This is a genomic window from Frigoribacterium sp. CFBP 13605 (assembly GCF_014839405.1).
Classification (GTDB): domain Bacteria; phylum Actinomycetota; class Actinomycetes; order Actinomycetales; family Microbacteriaceae; genus Frigoribacterium.
In genome coordinates this window covers 1-18,059 of record NZ_JACYNS010000052.1, presented here as the reverse complement: position 1 = coordinate 18,059, position 18,059 = coordinate 1, and the positions used below count along the sequence as shown (strand labels likewise).

General features: G+C 71.8%; 15 protein-coding genes and 1 pseudogene. 11 read left to right on the top strand and 5 right to left on the bottom strand.

Annotation, left to right across the window (positions count from 1 at the left end; genetic code table 11):
- Window positions 1-185, top strand: a pseudogene (locus tag IFT36_RS10670) (hypothetical protein); the annotation flags it as partial.
- A gap of 9 nt (window positions 186-194) precedes the next feature.
- The gene (locus IFT36_RS10665; protein ID WP_123571816.1) at window positions 195-1,151 is read left to right on the top strand and encodes an alpha/beta fold hydrolase; all 957 of its coding nucleotides are present in this window, start codon (window positions 195-197) and stop codon (window positions 1,149-1,151) included.
- Here the strand turns inward: IFT36_RS10665 and IFT36_RS10660 are convergent.
- The gene (locus tag IFT36_RS10660; RefSeq protein ID WP_159826866.1) at window positions 1,148-1,888 is read right to left on the bottom strand and encodes an esterase/lipase family protein; all 741 of its coding nucleotides are present in this window, start codon (window positions 1,886-1,888) and stop codon (window positions 1,148-1,150) included. The two genes, IFT36_RS10665 and IFT36_RS10660, sit on opposite strands and share 4 nt — an antisense overlap.
- Window positions 1,889-1,907: 19 nt before the next feature.
- Complete coding sequence (locus IFT36_RS10655) at window positions 1,908-2,282, bottom strand: hypothetical protein (protein WP_056048233.1); 375 nt, start codon at window positions 2,280-2,282, stop codon at window positions 1,908-1,910.
- A gap of 329 nt (window positions 2,283-2,611) precedes the next feature.
- Here IFT36_RS10655 and IFT36_RS10650 point away from each other — a divergent pair, with 329 nt between their 5' ends.
- Complete coding sequence (locus IFT36_RS10650) at window positions 2,612-3,151, top strand: Dps family protein (RefSeq protein ID WP_082460542.1); 540 nt, start codon at window positions 2,612-2,614, stop codon at window positions 3,149-3,151.
- Between the two features lie 85 nt (window positions 3,152-3,236).
- Window positions 3,237-4,418 carry an NAD(P)/FAD-dependent oxidoreductase gene (locus IFT36_RS10645; RefSeq protein ID WP_200413095.1) on the top strand — a complete coding sequence of 394 codons (1,182 nt, stop codon included), beginning with the start codon at window positions 3,237-3,239 and terminating at the stop codon, window positions 4,416-4,418.
- Window positions 4,419-4,545: 127 nt separating this feature from the next.
- Here the strand turns inward: IFT36_RS10645 and IFT36_RS10640 are convergent, their stop codons facing one another.
- The gene (locus IFT36_RS10640; protein ID WP_159826868.1) at window positions 4,546-5,418 is read right to left on the bottom strand and encodes an SMP-30/gluconolactonase/LRE family protein; all 873 of its coding nucleotides are present in this window, start codon (window positions 5,416-5,418) and stop codon (window positions 4,546-4,548) included.
- A 239-nt stretch (window positions 5,419-5,657) separates the two neighbouring features.
- On the opposite strand from IFT36_RS10640, the gene IFT36_RS10635 reads away from it, so the two are divergent.
- From IFT36_RS10635 to IFT36_RS10625, 3 genes are read left to right on the top strand one after another with little or no spacing between them, the layout of a single operon-like run.
- Window positions 5,658-7,478, top strand: coding sequence for a glycoside hydrolase family 15 protein (locus tag IFT36_RS10635; RefSeq protein WP_307785083.1), 1,821 nt, complete (start codon window positions 5,658-5,660; stop codon window positions 7,476-7,478).
- Between the two features lie 20 nt (window positions 7,479-7,498).
- Window positions 7,499-9,874 carry a phosphoketolase family protein gene (locus tag IFT36_RS10630; protein ID WP_200413096.1) on the top strand — a complete coding sequence of 792 codons (2,376 nt, stop codon included), beginning with the start codon at window positions 7,499-7,501 and terminating at the stop codon, window positions 9,872-9,874.
- Between the two features lie 41 nt (window positions 9,875-9,915).
- On the top strand, window positions 9,916-10,194 hold the full coding sequence (locus IFT36_RS10625) for a DUF7218 family protein (RefSeq protein ID WP_200413094.1): 279 nt from the start codon (window positions 9,916-9,918) through the stop codon (window positions 10,192-10,194).
- Between the two features lie 9 nt (window positions 10,195-10,203).
- On the opposite strand, the gene ku is transcribed toward IFT36_RS10625, so the two are convergent.
- Window positions 10,204-11,193 (bottom strand): non-homologous end joining protein Ku, encoded by a 990-nt coding sequence (ku, locus tag IFT36_RS10620; protein WP_200413093.1) that lies wholly within the window; start codon window positions 11,191-11,193, stop codon window positions 10,204-10,206.
- A gap of 93 nt (window positions 11,194-11,286) precedes the next feature.
- On the opposite strand from ku, the gene IFT36_RS10615 reads away from it, so the two are divergent.
- From IFT36_RS10615 to IFT36_RS10605, 3 genes are all read left to right on the top strand, one after another.
- On the top strand, window positions 11,287-12,174 hold the full coding sequence (locus IFT36_RS10615; RefSeq protein ID WP_056049091.1) for an SDR family oxidoreductase: 888 nt from the start codon (window positions 11,287-11,289) through the stop codon (window positions 12,172-12,174).
- Window positions 12,175-12,359: 185 nt separating this feature from the next.
- Window positions 12,360-14,984 (top strand): ATP-dependent DNA ligase, encoded by a 2,625-nt coding sequence (locus IFT36_RS10610; protein ID WP_200413092.1) that lies wholly within the window; start codon window positions 12,360-12,362, stop codon window positions 14,982-14,984.
- 57 nt (window positions 14,985-15,041) lie between these two features.
- A complete protein-coding gene (locus tag IFT36_RS10605; RefSeq protein WP_173152434.1) occupies window positions 15,042-16,475 on the top strand; it encodes an MFS transporter in 1,434 nt (477 codons plus the stop codon).
- Between the two features lie 51 nt (window positions 16,476-16,526).
- Here the strand turns inward: IFT36_RS10605 and IFT36_RS10600 are convergent, their stop codons facing one another.
- Window positions 16,527-17,135 (bottom strand): MerR family transcriptional regulator, encoded by a 609-nt coding sequence (locus IFT36_RS10600; protein WP_123571823.1) that lies wholly within the window; start codon window positions 17,133-17,135, stop codon window positions 16,527-16,529.
- A 73-nt stretch (window positions 17,136-17,208) separates the two neighbouring features.
- On the opposite strand from IFT36_RS10600, the gene IFT36_RS10595 reads away from it, so the two are divergent.
- Window positions 17,209-17,706 (top strand): DUF4188 domain-containing protein, encoded by a 498-nt coding sequence (locus tag IFT36_RS10595; protein WP_200413091.1) that lies wholly within the window; start codon window positions 17,209-17,211, stop codon window positions 17,704-17,706.
- Window positions 17,707-18,059 lie beyond the last annotated feature (353 nt).

Below are 18,059 nucleotides of genomic sequence, written 5' to 3'. Positions count from 1 at the left end.
TGCCGGCCGGGCGCGCCTCCCGCCTCCCCGACGCCACCGGCGGTCCCGCGACGGGCACCGGGCACGACGACGGCCCGGCGCTCACGTCGCCGGTGAGCGTGCTGCGCCCCGACCCGGACAACTGGGTGCTGGTCGGGTCGCTGCTCGAGGACCTGCGCCGCGTGCGCGAGGAGATCATCGGGTAGCATCCGACGATGCGACGGGGCCGGGCGACAGGGGTGGCCGACCCGACCCTCGACCGCTACGCCCCGTTCGCGCTGGTGACCGAGCCCGGTGCCCTCGGGCTCACCCGCTCGACGATCGAGACGGCACACGGCCGGACGGTCGTGCACCACGCGACGGCGTCGGCCGACCGGTCCTCGCGCCGCCGGGCGACCGTCCTGCTGCACGGGGCGGCTGGTTCGTGGACGACGTGGACCCCCCTGCTGCAGGCCGCCCGTGAGGTGGACGCGGTCGTCTCCCGCCCGGTGCTCATCGACCTGCCGGGGTGGGGCGCCTCGCCCGAGCCGGACCCGGGCCTCGACGTCGAGTCGGCCGCCGCCGTGGTGGTCGAGGTCGCCGAGGCGCTGGGCGTCACCGAGTTCGACCTCGTCGGTCACTCGATGGGCGCGTTCGTCGCCCTGCACCTGGCGGCCGTCCGACCCGACCTGGTGCTCAGCGTCTCGGTCGTGTCGGCCACGTCCTTCTCGGCGATCGACGCCGTGACGCACCCGGTGCGGGGCCTCGTGCGGCTGCCGGCCTTCACGCTGCTGCGCGCGGCGTTCGGGGTGCTGCCCCGCGCCTCCGCGTCCCTGCTGCGCGGCGCGGCCCGCATCGGACTGCTGCGAACACTGTCGTCACCCGTCTTCCGCCACGTCGACCGCGTCCCACGCTCGGTGCTCGAGGCGTTCGTGGCCGAGCTCAGGCCCCGGGGCTTCCTGGCGGCCTCGAGGTCGGGGCAGGGGTACGACGCGACCCGGTGGCGAGGCATCGAGTGCGACGTCGCCGCCGTCAGCGGAGCCGACGACGTCTTCGCCCGGTCGTCCGACCTCGACCGCCTGGCCGACGTCGTGCGGCACGCCCGGACGACCCTCCTCGCCGACTGCGGGCACTTCGCCCACGTCGAACGGCCCCACGAGACCTTGCGGGCCCTCGGCTGGGTCGAGGGCTAGGACGCCTCGGCCGACGCCGCCGAGCCCGCCCCGGCCTCGACCTCGCGCACGATCATCGCGACGCACCGCGCGTGGCCCAGCGGCCGGAAGTGGCCGTCGACCGGGAACTCGAGGTTGACGGCCCCCGGCAGGACGCTGCCCTCGGTGACGTGGGCGTCGAACCGCGACGCCATCGACGTGATGGTCCCGTTCGCCTCACGCTGTCCGGCGAGCCGCAACAGGTCGGCGTCCCGGGGCGAGAAGGGCCTCAGCGCCCTGACCGGCAGCACCCTCGCCCAGCGCGACCCCGAGAAGGGACTGTTGACCGTCACCATGCGGGTGATGCGTCGCTCGGCGTCGGTCGAGACCATCATGGTCTTGCCGACGAGCCCGCCCTTGCTGTGGGCCAGCACGACGACGTCCCGCAGGTCGTGGGCGTCGAGGATGCGTTGGGCCACCTCGGCGGTGGCCGCGATCGGACGACGGTTGTGGCCCATGCCGGGCACCACGACGATCGGGTGACCCCGATCGTTCAGCCGGTCGGCCACGGGTCGGAGGAAGCGCCAGGTCTCGTAGACGCCGGGCAGCAGCAGGACGGGCTCACGGTCGCCGTCACGGTAGCGACGCGGCACCACCCGGCCCGACCGCGGGACGAGGTGCACCCACCAGACGTACCGGTAGTCGAGCACGACCGTGCGGACGAAGCGCCAGAGGCCGACCCGGCGACGTCCGTGGCCACGCGACGGTGTGGAGCTCATGCCGCCACGCTAGGCGACGTCAGGCGGCGGTGCCCACCAGGGGCAGCTCGCCCCAGGGCTCGCCCTCCGGCCAGGCGATCGACTCGACCGCGGCCCGGGCCATCTCGAGCGTGACGTCCCAGCGGCCGCAGATCGACGCCCACGGCGGCGGGAACTCCGACGCGTCGTCGAGCAGCGCCAGGGCGAGTCGCCCGAGCCCCGCGCGGGCCGCCGCGCTCGCCGCGTCCGGCAGGGAGTCGGTCAGCCCGTGGACGACCCTCACCCGGTGGGCGAAGTCCATCTGCTCGATGTCGTCGAACGCCCCCCAGGCGCTCTCGATCTCTCGTCGCAGCCTCGTGATCTCGACCGCGTCGAAACCGTGACGGTCGGCGCGTCCGGGTACCGCTCGTGCCATGTCAGCCCCCCTCAGAGCATGGCCACGGATCGGGTACCCACGGCCGGGCGTCGGCTTCGGTGCCGATGCAGGCGAACATACCATCCAGTACGGTCCGGGCTCCAGCACCCTCGATCACGAGTGGATCACGGCGGCGAGCGACCCCCTGGACCGGCTCGGGACGGCAGGCGCCGGCGACCCCTCGGGCCGACGCGCCCCGGCGTCCCCACCCGTCGTCGGTCGAGCTGTCCCCCGAAGGCTGAGCCGTCGCCCGGGCCCACGGTCTACCGTCCACGTCGCACCCACCGGTGCGACGACTCCGCACGAACCCACGACGAACGGGAGACATCATGTTCCAGGGATCCGACCAACTCCGCGACAACATGCAGAAGGTCCTCGTCGACCTCATCGAGCTGCACGTCCAGGGCAAGCAGGCGCACTGGAACCTGCTCGGCTCGAACTTCCGCGACCTCCACCTGCAGCTCGACGAGATCGTCGACGCGGCCCGCGAGTTCAGCGACGAGGTGGCCGAGCGCATGCGCGCCGTCTACCTGATCCCCGACGGCCGCACCTCGACCGTCACCCGCGGCACGAGCCTGCCCGAGTTCCCCGCGGGCCCCGTCGAGACCACCGCGGTGGTCGACCTCATCGTCGACCGCATGTACGCCGTCACCGGCACGATGCGCACGGTCCACGACGACGTCGACGACGAGGACCCCACGACGGCCGACGTGCTGCACAGCATCCTCGAGCGCCTCGAGCAGCTCGCCTGGATGACCGGCGCCGAGAACCGCCACCCCGAGAAGGACGCCCGCCAGGACGACACGCGTCAGCGTGACGAGGACGCCGCGGCCGAGGGCCTCGACCGCGTCGGCGCCGTCGCCAACTGACCCGACCACCTCACGAGGGCACCGTCCGGGAGCGCGCCACCCGCGCCTCCCGGGCGGTGCCCTCTCTCGTCGAGAGGACGACCCCATGACCGAATCGTTCGACCACGTCATCGTGGGCGGCGGCATGACCGCCGACGCCGCCGCGAAGGCCATCCACGACACCACCCCGGACGCGTCGGTGCTGATCGTCAGCGCCGACGTCGACGCGCCGTACACGCGCCCGGCGCTGTCGAAGAAGCTCTGGACCGACCCCGACTACACCGAGGCCGACAACGCTCTCGGCACCGTCGCCGACTCGGGTGCCGAGATCCGGCTGCGCATGCTCGTCGAGTCGATCGACCGCGAGGCCCGCACCGTGACCACCGACCGCGGCGACGTGATCGGCTACGGGGCCCTGCTGCTCGCCACCGGAGGCAGCCCCGTCGCCCTCGACCTGCCGGACGACGACCGCGTCGTGTACTTCCGGACCGCCGAGGACTACCGCCGACTCCGCTCGCTCTCGGGCGGCGGCCGGCACGTCGTCGTCGTGGGCGGCAGCTACATCGGCACCGAGCTCGCCGCGGCCCTCGTGCAGAACGACACCCGCGTGACGCTGGTCTTCCCCGACGACGTGCTCGGCGGATCGGTGTTCCCCGCGTCCCTCGCCTCGTCGTTCGAGAAGAGATTCGAGGAGGCGCGGGTCGAGCTGGCGCGCGGACGTCGCGTCGAGAGCGGCACGGCCGACGACGCCGGCGTCCACCTCCGGCTGGACGACGGCTCGACCCTCGACGCCGACGCGGTCGTCGTGGGGCTCGGCATCTCGGTCGACGACCAGCTCGCGGCCGACGCGGGTCTGGCCGTGGACGACGGCATCGTGGTCGACGAGCACCTGCGGACGAGCGACCCGAACGTGTTCGCCGCCGGCGACGTGGCCTCGTACCCGGACGCGATCCTCGGGCGCCGCCGCGTCGAGCACGTCGACAACGCGAAGTCGCAGGGCCCCGTCGTCGGTCGCAACATGACCGGCGCCGACGAGGTCTACGACCACACGCCGTACTACTACTCGAAGGTCTTCGACCTCTCGTACGAGGCCGTCGGCACGCTCGACGCGTCGCTCGAGACGATCGTCGACGACAAGGGCGAGGGCGAGGCCGTGGCGTACTACCTGGGCGACGACGGCGCGGTCGAGGGCGTGCTGCTCTGGAACGTCGAGGAGGCGCGTGACGCGGCCCGCACCGTCATCGCGGCGGGCGTCGTGCCGCGCGACGAGCTCGTGGGGCGCATCTGAGGACGCGCCGTCGGCACGACGACGCCCGCCCGATCGGCTGACCGGGCGGGCGTCGTCGCGTCAGAGGGTCGTCGCAGGGGCGACGGGCCGGGCGTCCCCGGGGGGCCCCCCCGCACGGGCGGCGGTCTCAGCCGAACAGGAACGGCGGGCGGGCCGCCCGGTCGAGGTCCAGCGCGAAGATGCCGCCGCTCAGCGGGAACTCCTCGAGCTGTTCGTCGCTCAGCCCCTCGCGGGCCGACAGCACGAACAACGTCCGCAGGTCGTCACCACCGAAGCCGATGCCGGTGACGTTCGGCACCGGGAGGGTGATCTCGTCGACGAGACCACCGTCGACGTCCAGGTGCACCACCTTGCCCTCGCCGTAGATGGCACCCCAGAACTCTCCCCGCTCGTCGCGGGCCAGGCCGTCGTGGGCGCCCTGGGACGAGAACGGGACGAGCTCGCCCAGGGTGCCGTCGGCATCCCACGAGGCTCGGTAGATCGTGTCGTCGCCGGTGTCGGTGAGGTAGATCTCGCTGCCGTCGTCGTTCCACTCGAACCCGTTGGTCGTGGCGAAGTCGTCGCGGAGCTGCGTGAGCGTGCCGTCCGGGGCCACGCGGTAGAGACCGGCCACGGGGCTGCCCTCGGGGTCGGTCGCACCGACGACGAAGGCGCCGAACGGGTCGCACTTGCCCTCGTTGAGGCGCAGGCGCTCGTCGGCGTGGTCGACGGTCGCGATCGTCCGCTGCTCGGTCCCGTCGTCCCGCATGACGACGACGGTGTCGTCGAGGGCCGCGATCAGGCCACCGCCGCGCCGACGCTGGAAGCTCGGCAGGGGCGGGTCGACGACGACGGTCGTGTCCCTCGTGCCGTCGGCCGACGTGCGGTGCAGGAGGCCGTTCGTGATGTCGGTCCAGACCAGCTCGTGGGCGTCGACGTCCCAGACGGGACTCTCGCCGAGCGTGGCCTTCGCGTCGAAGAACAAGCGGGGCTCGGACGTGGTTCCGGTCGGAAGAGGCATCCGACCGGTCTACCCGCCCGACATGTCCACCGGCTCCTTTTCTCGCCCCCAGGGGTACGGAGGCCGTTGTTGGCACACAGAACACTGCGAGGGACGGGCACGAGGAGGCGCGCTGGGCCACCGTAGGAGGCGTGACGGACACCCTCGAGACCACCGACGACATCCAGGCCGACCACTTCGGCGCGACGACGGCCGCCGCCGGCGAATGGCACCGCCCCGACCCCCGGGACGACGGCTACGTGCCGCTGCGCTCCTACGGGGCGATCGGCGACGGTCGGACCGTCGCCCTCATCGCCCGCGACGGCCAGATCGACTGGCTGCCGATGCCCGACATGGACAGCGACCCGGTGTTCTCCGGCATCGTCGACGCCGGCAAGGGCGGACGCATCGAGCTGCGTCCCGTCGACGACGACTTCGAGGTGCAGCGCGAGTACGTCGAGAACACGAACGTCCTCGTGACCCGCTTCCGCACCTCCACGGGTGTCGTCCAGATCACCGACGCGCTGGTCACCGGCATCGCGGGGCGCCTGCCCTGGGCCGAGCTCGCCCGCCGCATCGAGGGCGTGACGGGGTCGGTCGCCATGCGCTGGGCGGTGATCCCGGGCAACACGTTCGGCACGCACCCGATTCGCCGGGTCGACACGTTGCACGGGCCGGTCCTGCGCGCCGCCGACATCAACCTGGCGCTCGTCGGCTTCGAGCACGGCCGCCTCGACTCGGTCGAACCCGGCGACGGCGAGGCCCACGGCGGGCCGCACCGGTTCTGGGGCGAGTTCACCACCCACGAGGGGTCGCGCTCGTTGATCTGTCTCTGCGGCGTCGAGGACGAACCCCTGCACCTGCCCGACCCGCACGTGGTCGACCAGGGCATCGACCGCACGGTCCGCAACTGGCAGACCTGGTCGGACGAGTTCAACTGGGACGGCCCGTGGTCCGACGCCGTGCAGCGCAGCGCCCTCGCGCTCAAGCTGCTGATCTTCAGCCCCACCGGCGCGATCGCGGCAGCCGCCACGGCGGCCCTGCCCGAGAACTTCACCGGGGACAAGAACTGGGACTACCGCTTCGCCTGGGTACGCGACCTGGCCTACACGGTGAACGCGCTCGTCCGCTTCGGCCTGCGAGAAGAGACCCAGGCAGCCGTCTCGTGGTTGCTCTCGGCGCTCAAGGCCAACGGCCGCACGATGCACATCTTCCTCAACCTCGACGGCTCGGTGCCGGACGGCACCCACGAGACGGGGTCCGAGGGCTGGCGCGGCATCGGCCCGGTCTATAAGGGCAACCCGGCGGGCGAGCAGCTGCAGCTCGGCACCTACGCCGACATCCTGGCGATCATGAGCCAGTACGCCGCGGACGGCAACATCCTCGACGAGTCCACCGGCGACCTGCTCGCCGGGTTCGCCGACGACGCCTGCCGTCGTTGGCAGGAGAAGGACTCGGGCATGTGGGAGCTGCCCGACGAACAGCACTACGTGAGCAGCAAGATGGGCTGCTGGCAGGCCATCGACGCCGCCCTGCGCCTTACCGAGGTCGGGCAGATGCACCCCGACCCTGAAGACGTCGTCTTCTGGCGGAAGAACCGCGACCTGATCGAGGACTGGGTCGCCGAGCACGGCTGGAACGAGAAGATCGGCTCGTACGTCATGTACCCGGGCAGCGAGAAGCTCGACGCGTCGGTGCTGCTGCACGCCCCCAGCGGTTTCGACCGCGGCGAGCGCATGTCCCGCACCATCGACGCGATGCAGCGCGGGCTCTCGGCCGGCCCCCTGCTGTTCCGCTACAGCGAGGTCGATCAGGAGGAAGGCACGTTCGTGGCCTGCGCCTTCTGGCTCGCCAGCGCCCTGGCGTGCGTGGGCCGTCAGGACGAAGCGGTCGAGCTGATGGACCAGCTCGTGCAGCAGCCGAACGACGTGGGCCTGCTGACCGAGATGATCAGCGCCGACGACGGGCAGTTCCTCGGCAACGTGCCGCAGGGCCTCAGCCACCTCGCCCTCGTCAACGCGGCGATCACCATCGACGAGATGAGCCGTGAGGGCACCACCGACGACATGGAGGGCCAGTGACGAACGACCACTCGACGCCGATGCCACCGGCGACCCCCGACGACCTCGCTCTCGTCGACGCGTGGTGGCGGGCCGCCAACTACCTGACCGTCGGGCAGATCTACCTGATGGACAACGCGCTGCTCACGCGGCCGATCGCGCGCGACGACATCAAACCGCGCCTCCTCGGCCACTGGGGCACGTCGCCCGCGCTGAGCTTCGTCTACGCGCACCTCAACCGCGTGATCCGGCGCGACGACCGCGACCTCTTGTACGTCTGCGGCCCGGGGCACGGCGGGCCGGCCATGGTCGCCAACACGTACCTCGAGGGCACCTACAGCGAGCTGTTCCCCGAGGTGACGCAAGACGCGGCGGGACTGCAGAAGCTCTTCAAGCAGTTCTCGTTCCCGGGCGGCATCCCGTCGCACGCGGCACCCGAGACCCCGGGGTCGATCAACGAGGGCGGTGAACTCGGGTACTCGTTGAGCCACGCCTACGGTGCGGTGCTCGACGACCCCGACCTGGTGGCCGTCTGCGTCATCGGCGACGGCGAGGCCGAGACCGGGCCATTGGCGACGAGCTGGCACGCGAACAAGCTGCTCGACGCCCGACACGACGGGGCCGTGCTGCCGATCCTCAACCTCAACGGCTACAAGATCGCCAACCCGACGGTGCTCTCGCGCATCCCCGAGGGCGAACTGCTCGAGCTGATGCGGGGCTACGGATACGAGCCGCTCGTCGTCGCGGGCGGTTTCGAGGGCGAGGACCCGATGCGGGTGCACGAGCGCATGGCCGCCGCCCTCGACCACGCCTTCGACCGCATCGACGAACTGCGGCGCGAAGCCCGCGACGGCGACGGCACCGAACGCCCGCGGTGGCCCATGATCGTGCTGCGCACCCCGAAGGGATGGACCGGCCCGAAAGTCGTCGACGGAGAGCGCATCGAGGGCACCTGGCGTGCCCACCAGGTGCCGCTCAGCGGAGTCCGAGAGGACGACGGGCACCGGGCGCAGCTGGACGACTGGATGCGGTCGTACGGTGCCGACGAGCTGTTCGACGAGACGGGTCGGCCGGTGGCCCGGCTCGACGGGCTGCGGCCCCGGGGCGCCAAGCGCATGAGCGCCGTCCCGGCGTCCAACGGCGGTCTCGTGCGCCGCGACCTGACCCTCACGGACTACCGCACGCACGCGGTCGAGACCTCCGACGATCGCCGCACCCAGGCCGAGGCCACACGCGTCCTCGGCCGGTGGCTCGCCGAGATCGTGCGCGACAACCCGTCGACCTTCCGTCTCTTCGGGCCCGACGAGACGGTGTCCAACCGACTCGACCCGGTGTTCGACGTGACCGAGCGGGTGTGGGCGGCCGACATCTGGCCCGACGACGAGCACGTGGCCCGCAGCGGCCGCGTGATGGAAGTGCTGAGCGAGCACCTGCTGCAGGGACTCATGGAGGGCTACCTGCTGACCGGGCGCCACGGTCTGCTCAACACCTACGAGGCCTTCGTGCACATCGTGGACTCGATGTTCAACCAGCACGCGAAGTGGCTCGAAAGCGCTGACGAGATCGACTGGCGCGCGCCCATCTCGTCCTTCACGTACCTGCTGTCGTCCCACGTCTGGCGGCAGGACCACAACGGGTTCTCCCACCAGGACCCGGGGTTCCTCGACGTCGTCGTCAACAAGCAGGCGCACCTCGTGCGCATCTACCTGGCCCCCGACGCCAACACGCTGCTCGCCGTCGCCGACCACGCCCTCCGGACGACCGACACGGTCAACGTGATCGTCGCCGGCAAGCAGGAGTCACCGGCCTGGCTGTCGCTGCCCGAGGCCGAGGAACACGTCCGCCGTGGCGCCGGCATCTGGGAGTGGGCCGGTACCGAGGGCGCCCCCGTCGACGGCGTCGACCCCGACGTCGTCCTGGCCTGCGCGGGCGACGTCCCGACCCTCGAGACGGTGGCAGCCGCCGACCTGCTCCGGCAGGTGCTGCCGTCGCTGCGCACCCGAGTGGTCAACGTGGTCGACCTGATGCGCCTCCAAGACGTGCGCGAGCACTCGCACGGTCTGACGAGCGACGACTTCGACGCGCTCTTCACCACGTCCACGCCCGTCGTGTTCGACTTCCACGGCTACCCGTCGCTCGTGCACCAGCTGACCTACCGACGGACGAACCACGAGAACCTGCACGTCCGCGGCTTCCAGGAGAAGGGCACCACCACCACGCCCTTCGACATGGCCATGCTCAACGACATCGACCGCTACCGGTTGGTGCTCGACGTCCTGCACCGCGTGCCAGGTCTCGCCGACGAGCACCCCGACCTGGTGGCCGACTTCGAGTCACGACGCGAGGAGGCCCGGGCCTACGCCTACGAACACGGCGAGGACCACCCCGACGTGACCGGCTGGCAGTTCGGCGCCTGAGGCGTGCGACGAGCCGTCGCGCCGAGTGTACGGTCGGGCGCATGACGCCGAAGGACGAGACTCCCCCGCAGCTGAAGAAGCCCGACATGTACGAAGCGCTCCGCGACGAGGGCGCGTCGAAGGAGAAAGCCGCGCGCATCTCGAACGCCGCCGCCCAGAAGGGCAACAGCGAGAAGAAGGTGGCCGCCAAGGGCGGGAAGTCCGGGTCGTACGACGACTGGACGGTGGAGGAACTCAGGGGACGCGCGAAGGAACTCGGCGTGACCGGCTACTCCGACCTGAAGAAGGCCGACCTGATCGAGGCGCTCCGCGAGCACTGACCGGCGCGGTCAGCCGGCCTTCTTCTTCGGGGCCGCCTTCTTGCCGGAGGCGGACGAGGCGGGCTTCTTCCTCGCCGCGGAACCCGCCCCTCCGGACGTCGACCTCGAGGACTCCTCCTTCGAGGACTCCTTCTTCGCAGGCGACTTCTTCGCGGCGGGTTTCGTCGTCGACGTCGACGCGGCCTTCTTGGTCGGCTTGGGGTGTCCGCCCGACCGGTTCTTCTCGACCGACCGACGCAGCGCCTCCATCAGGTCGATGACCTCGCCGCCCTCGTCGTCGTCCTCCGGCTTCTCGCCGAAGGTGGCGTCCGTGTCGAGCGACTCGCCTTCCTCCAGCTTCGCGTCGATCAGCTGCCGCAACTGTTCCTGGTAGTCGTCGCTGAAGTCCGCGGGCTCGAAGTCGTCGCTCAACGAGTCGACGAGCGACGACGACATGTCGAGTTCCTTGTCGCTGACGCGCGTCTGCTTCTCGAGCGCCGGGAACCGTGCCTCGCGCACCTCGTCGTCCCAGAGCAGGGTCTGAAGCATCAGCACGTCGCCGCGGACGCGCAGGGCCGCGAGCCGGGTCTTCTGCCGCAGCGAGAAGTGGACGATGGCCGTGCGGTCGGTCTCCTCGAGGGTCCGGCGCAGCAGCACGTAGGCCTTGGGCGAGGTGCCGTCCGGCTCGAGGAAGTAACTGCGGTCCAGCATGATCGGGTCGACCTGGTCGCTCGGGACGAACTCGAGCACGTCGATCTCGCGCGAGCGCTCCTCAGGCAACGACTTCAGGTCGTCACCCGTGATCACCACGGTGCGGTCGCCGTCGTCGTACGCCTTGTCGATGTGCTCGTAGTCGACGACCTTGCCGCAGATCTCGCACTTCCGCTGGTACCGGATGCGGCCACCGTCGGCGTCGTGCACCTGGTGCAGGGACACGTCGTGGTCCTCGGTGGCGCTGTACAACTTGACGGGGACGTTGACGAGCCCGAACGTGATCGCGCCCTTCCAGATCGATCGCATGACGCTCATCTTTCTCCGCGTGCGCTCCGAATGACCGCCGGTGGGGTACAGACCCCCGAGCGGCGGAGGCGCGGCGAGGGCACCGTGGACGTCATGAGCCAATACGACAAGAAGAACCCGGTCGACCTCTACCCCGCGCCGCCGTTCCCGAAGCAGGAGCAGTCGCTGCCGGGCGAGGCCTGGAAGATGGACCCCAAGCCCGACCACGGCGAGACCAGCTACGTCGGCAAGGAGCGCCTCACCGGCTTCCGCGGCGTCGTCACCGGCGCGGACTCGGGCATCGGTCGCGCCGCCGCGATCGCGCTCAGCCGCGAGGGCGCCGACCTCGTGCTCAGCTACCTTCCCAGCGAGCAGAAGGACGCCGAGGAGGTGCGCGACCTGCTCGAGGGCGAGGGGCGCAAGGCCGTCCTCGTCCCCGGCGACATCTCGGACGAGCAGTACTGCAAGGACCTCGTGCAGAAGGCCGTCGACGAGTTCGGCGGGCTCGACACCCTCGTCATGGTGGCCGGTCGGATGAAGAGCAACGACGACATCCTCACGCTCACCACCGAGGACATCGACTCGACCATCAAGACCAACGTCTACTCGCTGTTCTGGCTGACCCAGGCCGCCATCCCGCACCTCGAGCCCGGTTCGTCGATCGTGACGACCGGCTCGGTGCAGGGCACGCAGCCGAGCCCGGACAAGATCGACTACGCGCTCACCAAGGGTGCGATCGGCGTCTTCACCTCGGGCCTCGCGCAGCAGCTCGCGCCCAAGGGCATCCGCGTCAACCAGGTCTCCCCCGGCCCGGTCTGGACGCCCCTGCAGCCCGGCTCCGACGACGCCGAGACGGTGTCGGAGTTCGGCGGCCAGGCGCCGTTCGGACGCCCCGGCCAGCCCGCCGAGCTCGCCGCCGCGTACGTGCACCTGGTGAGCCCGGAGTCGAGCTACACCTCGGGCGCGACCATCACGATCGCCGGGGCGATGCCCGCGGTCTGATCCGCGCCTCCTCGGCTCCGTCGTCTCGACGACGCCACGGCCCGTCGTCCCGCCCCGCGGGGAGGCGGGCCGTGGTCGATCCGGCGGGTCCCCGTCGTCGGCGGCGGGTCGGCGCCGACCCGCCGCCGACGACACGGACCGACAGCCGGGTAGAACGAGAACCACACGAGACAGGGAGGCGCGCGATGGCGGGCAAGGGACGCGGCGGGACGGTCGAGGTCGGCGGGCACCGGTTGCAGTTGACGAACCTCGACAAGGTCCTCTACCCGGACGCCGGCACGACCAAGGCCGACGTCCTGGGCTACTACGCCGCCGTCGCGGAGTGGATGCTGCCGCACGTCGAGGGTCGGCCGGCCACCCGCAAGCGCTGGGTGAACGGCGTCGACGGCGAGGTGTTCTTCGAGAAGAACCTGCCCGACTCCGCGCCCGACTGGGTCGCCCGGCACACCCTCGAGCACAAGGACCACGCCAACGTCTACCCGATGGTGAACGACGTCGCGACGCTCACCTGGCTGGCGCAGGTCGCCGCGCTCGAGGTGCACGTGCCGCAGTGGCGGTTCGGCCCGAAGGGGGCGCAGCGCAACCCCGACCGGCTGGTGCTCGACCTCGACCCGGGCGAAGGCGTCGGCCTCGCCGAGTGCGTCGCCGTGGCGCAGCTGCTCAAGCCGATCGTCGAGGGCATGGGCCTCGAGCTGATGCCCGTGACGAGCGGCAGCAAGGGCGTGCACCTGTACGCCCGGCTCGACGGGAGGCAGACCAGTGCCCAGGTCGGCGAGGTCGCCCACGAACTGGCCCGTGCGATGGAGGCCGACCACCCCGACCTCGTGCTCAGCACCATGGGCAAGGCCGACCGCCGGGGCAAGGTGCTGCTCGACTGGTCGCAGAACAACGGCAACAAGACGACGGTCGCCCCGTACTCGCTGCGGGGTCGGTCCCGGCCGACCGTGGCGATGCCTCGCACCTGGCGCGAACTCGCGTCGAAGACCCTGGCGCAGCTCGAGTACACCGACGTGCTCTCGCGCCTGAAGCGGCGCGGCGACCCCCTGGCCGACGTCTCGGCGCACGTGCCGGTGCCCTCGGGCGAGCTGGGCGAGGACTTCCGCAACACCGAGGCCCCCGACCACGACCCCTCCGAGAAGGTGCGCGACCGCCTCGAGGTCTACCGCTCGAAGCGCGACGCGTCGAAGACCGCCGAGCCCGTGCCCGTCGAGGCCCCTGCCTCGACCGACGGCACGAGCTTCGTCATCCAGGAGCACCACGCCAGCTCGCTGCACTGGGACTTCCGCCTCGAGCACGACGGCGTGCTGGTCAGCTGGGCGTTGCCGAAGGGCGAGCCCGACGACCCGGGCACGAACCACCTGGCCGTCCAGACCGAGGACCACCCGCTCGAGTACGGCACCTTCGAGGGCACGATCGCCAAGGGCGAGTACGGCGCCGGCGAGGTGACCATCTGGGACTCCGGCGAGTACGAGCTCGAGAAGTGGCGCGAGGGCAAGGAGGTGATCGTCGTGCTGCACGGCGAGCAGCGCGGCACCCGACGCGTCGCACTGATCCACACCGGCCACGGCGGTGGGCGGGCGGAGTCGAACTGGCTGATCCACCGCATGAAGGACGACGCGGGCGACGTCGGTTCGCACGACGGCGCTTCCGTCGGCAATTCAGGAGGACGACCGCATCGAGCCCGGAAGACGACCGAAGACGCGCGTTCTCCGGAGTTGCCGCCGTGCGCGCGGGCGAATCGGCGAGGCGACGCCGGTAACCCCTCACGCACGGCGCACGCGACCGGCGGCTCCCCCGGACGGTCGGGCCGCGCCTCCTCGGCTCGCGACGGGAAGCAGGAGTTCCCGGCACCCGACCCGGTCGCGCCGATGCTGGCGACGACGGGCGACACGCACGACGTGTCCGAGGGCGGGTGGGCGTTCGAGATGAAGTGGGACGGCATCCGCGCCGTGGCGGTCGTCCACGACGGCGCGGTCACTCTGACCAGCCGCAACGGCAACGACCTCACCCCGGCCTACCCCGAGCTGCAGGTGCTGGCGGAGCGGGTCGACAGCGAAGGAGGCGCGGTGCTCGACGGCGAGATCGTGGCCGTCGACGAGAAGGGTCGCCCCGACTTCGGCCTGCTCCAGACGCGCATGGGGTTGACGCGGTCGCGCGACGTGGCGCGAGCCGCCGCGGGCGCGCCGGTGAAGCTGCTGCTGTTCGACGTCATGCGGGCCGAGGGGCGCTCGCTCGTGAAGGACGAGTACGACGACCGGCGTGAGGTGCTCGAGCGGATCGTCGAGAGCGGCGGGGCCGTCGACGTGCCCCCGGCGTTCGACGGGGACCTGGAGGCGGCGGTCGCCACCTCGAAGCGCCTGCGACTCGAGGGCGTGGTCGCCAAGCGGCGCGACGCGACCTACAGCGCCGGTCGACGGTCCCGCGCCTGGATCAAGATGAAGCACCACCAGACGCAGGAGGTCGTGATCGCGGGCTGGCGCCCCGGTGCCGGCCGGAGGGCCGACGGCGTCGGCTCGCTCCTGATGGGCGTGCCGGGCGAGGACGGGCTGCATTACGTCGGCCGGGTCGGCACGGGGTTCACCGACCGCGAGCTCGACGAGCTGTTGCCGGCGTTGCGCGCGGCCGAGCGGAAGACCAGCCCCTTGGTGGGCGTGCCCGCCGTGGACGCCCGCGGCGCCCACTGGGTCACCCCGTCGCGGGTGGGCGAGGTGTCGATCGCCGAGTGGACCTCGACCGGGCGGCTGCGGCAGCCGAGCTGGCGCGGGTGGCGGCCCGACAAGTCGCCGGACGACGTCGTCCGCGAGGGGTGAGGCCGGGCCGTCGGACGACGGGGCATCGATCGGCGCCCGTCGGGTGTTGAGTGCAGCATGAGCACACCTCCCCCCGCCCCGAGCGACGCCGCGACCCTGCGCGGCAGGCGGGTCGTCCTCGTGGTCGCCGTGCTGGCCTCGTTCGTGGCGTTCCTCGACGGCTCGATCGTCACCGTGGCGCTGCCCGCGATCGCCCGCGAACTCGGCACCGGCACGGGAGGCGGCGCGACGGCCGACGACGGCGCGGGCCTCGCCCTGCAGCAGTGGGTCGTCGACGCCTACCTGCTGACGCTCGGGTCGCTCATGCTCGTGGCCGGCTCGCTCAGCGACACGTTCGGCCGGGTGCGGGTGCTGCGCGCGGGCCTGATCGGCTTCGCCGTGACGAGCGTGCTCGCCGCCCTCGCCCCCGACCCGGGCCTGCTGATCGCCGCCCGGGCCCTGCAGGGCGTGACCGCGGCCCTCCTCGTGCCGAGCAGCCTCGCCCTCATCACCTCGACCTTCAGCGGCCCCGCTCAGGGCAAGGCCATCGGCAGCTGGACGGCCTGGACCGGCGTCGCGTTCCTGATCGGTCCGCTGACCGGGGGCGCGCTCGTCGACACGCTCGGCTGGCGCTGGGTCTTCGCCGTCGTCGTCGTGCCCGTCGTCCTCACCCTCGTGCTGATGACCCGGTTGCCCGGCGACGCCCACCGGGGGCGCGACGGTGCTCCCCCGCGGGTCGACGTCGTGGGCGCCGTGCTGGCCGCGGTGGGCCTCGCCGGACCGGTCTTCGCGCTCATCGAGGGGCAGCGCGTCGGGTTCGGCACCTGGTTCGTCGTCACGCCGCTCGTGGTCGGCCTCGCCGCGCTCGCCGCCTTCGTCTGGTGGGAGCGCCGCTCACCCGCTCCGATGATGCCGCTGACGCTGTTCCGGACCCGCACCTTCACCGTCGGCAACCTGGCCACCGTCGGCATCTACGCGGCCCTCAGCCTCGGCACCCTGACCATCCCCCTGGTGGTGCAGGAGCTGGCGGGTCTGACGGCGACCCTGGCCGGGCTCGTCACCCTGCCGACGACGATCGTGTCGCTGCTGTTCTCGACCCTGTTCGGCACGCTCGCCGCCACCCACGGCCCGCGCCCGTTCATGACGGTCGGGCCGCTGATCACGGCGAGCGGGTTCCTCTGGATGCTGCTGGTCGCCGATCCGATCGACGTCTGGTGGCAGGTCGTGCCCGGCGTGGTCCTGTTCGGCTTCGGCCTGTCGGTGACCGTGGCTCCTCTCACCTCGACGGTGCTGTCGCAGATCCCGGCCGGCCAGTCGGGCATCGCCTCCGCCGTCAACAACGCCATCTCGCGCGTCGCCGGGCTCGTCGCGGTCGCGTTCCTCGGAGTCATCGCCGGAGGCGCGCTCACGGTGGGCGGGTTCCATCGCGTCGTGATCGTGGTCGCCGTGCTGCTCGGGGTGAGCGCCCTGGTGTCGTTCGTCGGTCTGCGCGACCGCACCCGCGCCTCCTGAGGGCGCCGGAGCGAGGCGACCAGCCGGACGCGACCAGCCGGAGGCGCGGCGTCAGGCCCCGAAGCGGCGCCAGGACGCGTCCTGCTGGGCCAGGCGGCGCAGGGCGAGCAGGAGCGGCTCGACCAACACGGTGCCGAGCACGACGTACTGCACCGCGGCGTCCACCGAATCGACCGGGATGCCCGCGATCTCGGCCTCGGCGACCTCGGCCATCGACCGCGCGTAGCCGTCGAGCGTCCCGTCGGGCAGCTCGAACCCCGCGGCCTCGAGTCCGTCGACCGCGACCTCGAGGGCCGCGAGCACGTCGGCCGACCCCGGATCGATCGTCCACCCCCACCCGGCCACGAGCGCTTCGGCCCGCGAGAGGTCGACGCCCTCGGGGGCCGTCGTCGTGACGGCCGACTGGGCGACGCCGAGCACCTCGGCGACCGTCTCGTGCTCACCGTCGAGCTGCCCGAGGACGGCGCGCGCGCCGGCGACGCTGAGCCCGCCCGCGCCGAGCAACGCCCGGACGAGCCGCAGCCGGCGCACGTGGTCGTCGCCGTACCGGGCCTGCGTGGCGCTGGTGCGCTCGCCCTCGGGCAGCAGCCCCTCGCGCAGGTAGTACTTGATCGTGGCGACCGGCACCCCGGTCGTCTCGGCGAGCTGGGAGATGCGCACGGACTGCCCCTTGACATTGGATAGCTCAACTCTCCAATATTGGAGAGCGCCACTATCCATCTAAGGAGACATCATGTCGAGAGTCAACCCGGGCCGCACCACGCACGAGCACGACGGCGAACTCGTCGTCTTCCTGATCGGCATGACCGTCAACCGCTGGTGGCGGCCCGACCAGTGGGGGCCGGTGTTCGCGGCGATGGGACCGATGCTCACCGAGTTGTTCAGCGATCCCGAGAGCGGGCTCGCGGGCATGAGGCTGACGCTCGGACGTGGCGGGCCGGTGCTCGTGCAGTACTGGACGTCGCTCGAGAAGCTCTACGCCTATGCCAGCTCGCCGCAGCAGGCGCACCGGCCGGCCTGGACGGCGTTCAACCGTCGGGCACGCAAGGCCCCGGGGGCCGTCGGCATCTGGCACGAGACCTTCGTGGTCGAGCGCGCCGAGAGCATGTACGTCGGCATGGCACCGTCGGGGCTGGCCCGGGCGACCCAGTCGGTGCCGGTCGGTCCGCGCAGCGACACCGCGCGGGCCCGGGCCGCGAGCGGCCGGACCCCCGGCGCCGCGTCGGCCTGACGCCGCGTGCCGCCCCGCCGCGCCGCGTCCGTCACCGCACCGCATCTCGTCCACCGCACCCGGTCGAGACGAGGTGCCGTGCACGAAAGGCGGCGCGCTGTGGGCCGGTCGCGTCAAGCCCCCACGGGCCCCATTGCCCTCGAGTCGCCTGTGACCCTACGATGAGCCAGACGTGAGCCGCCCTCGTTCGGGGGTGGCTCCAGCTCTGTCGTGAGACAGCCGTGATTACAAAGGAGTAATCGTGTCCGCTGCCCCTGCCCGCTCCTCCTCGACCCCTCGGTCGCGAGCCCCGCGCCGTCCGCGCCGCGGTCTCGCGCTCGCCGCCGGGACCGCCGCCGCGGCCCTGCTGCTCA

Bases quoted from the DNA above. Each gene is read 5' to 3' on its own strand.
- IFT36_RS10665 (WP_123571816.1), top strand. From the start codon at position 195: ATGCGACGGGGCCGGGCGACAGGGGTGGCCGACCCGACCCTCGACCGC.
- IFT36_RS10660 (WP_159826866.1), bottom strand. From the start codon at position 1,888: ATGAGCTCCACACCGTCGCGTGGCCACGGACGTCGCCGGGTCGGCCTC.
- IFT36_RS10655 (WP_056048233.1), bottom strand. From the start codon at position 2,282: ATGGCACGAGCGGTACCCGGACGCGCCGACCGTCACGGTTTCGACGCG.
- IFT36_RS10650 (WP_082460542.1), top strand. From the start codon at position 2,612: ATGTTCCAGGGATCCGACCAACTCCGCGACAACATGCAGAAGGTCCTC.
- IFT36_RS10645 (WP_200413095.1), top strand. From the start codon at position 3,237: ATGACCGAATCGTTCGACCACGTCATCGTGGGCGGCGGCATGACCGCC.
- IFT36_RS10640 (WP_159826868.1), bottom strand. From the start codon at position 5,418: ATGCCTCTTCCGACCGGAACCACGTCCGAGCCCCGCTTGTTCTTCGAC.
- IFT36_RS10630 (WP_200413096.1), top strand. From the start codon at position 7,499: ATGCCACCGGCGACCCCCGACGACCTCGCTCTCGTCGACGCGTGGTGG.
- IFT36_RS10625 (WP_200413094.1), top strand. From the start codon at position 9,916: ATGACGCCGAAGGACGAGACTCCCCCGCAGCTGAAGAAGCCCGACATG.
- ku (WP_200413093.1), bottom strand. From the start codon at position 11,193: ATGCGATCGATCTGGAAGGGCGCGATCACGTTCGGGCTCGTCAACGTC.
- IFT36_RS10615 (WP_056049091.1), top strand. From the start codon at position 11,287: ATGAGCCAATACGACAAGAAGAACCCGGTCGACCTCTACCCCGCGCCG.
- IFT36_RS10610 (WP_200413092.1), top strand. From the start codon at position 12,360: ATGGCGGGCAAGGGACGCGGCGGGACGGTCGAGGTCGGCGGGCACCGG.
- IFT36_RS10605 (WP_173152434.1), top strand. From the start codon at position 15,042: ATGAGCACACCTCCCCCCGCCCCGAGCGACGCCGCGACCCTGCGCGGC.
- IFT36_RS10595 (WP_200413091.1), top strand. From the start codon at position 17,209: ATGTCGAGAGTCAACCCGGGCCGCACCACGCACGAGCACGACGGCGAA.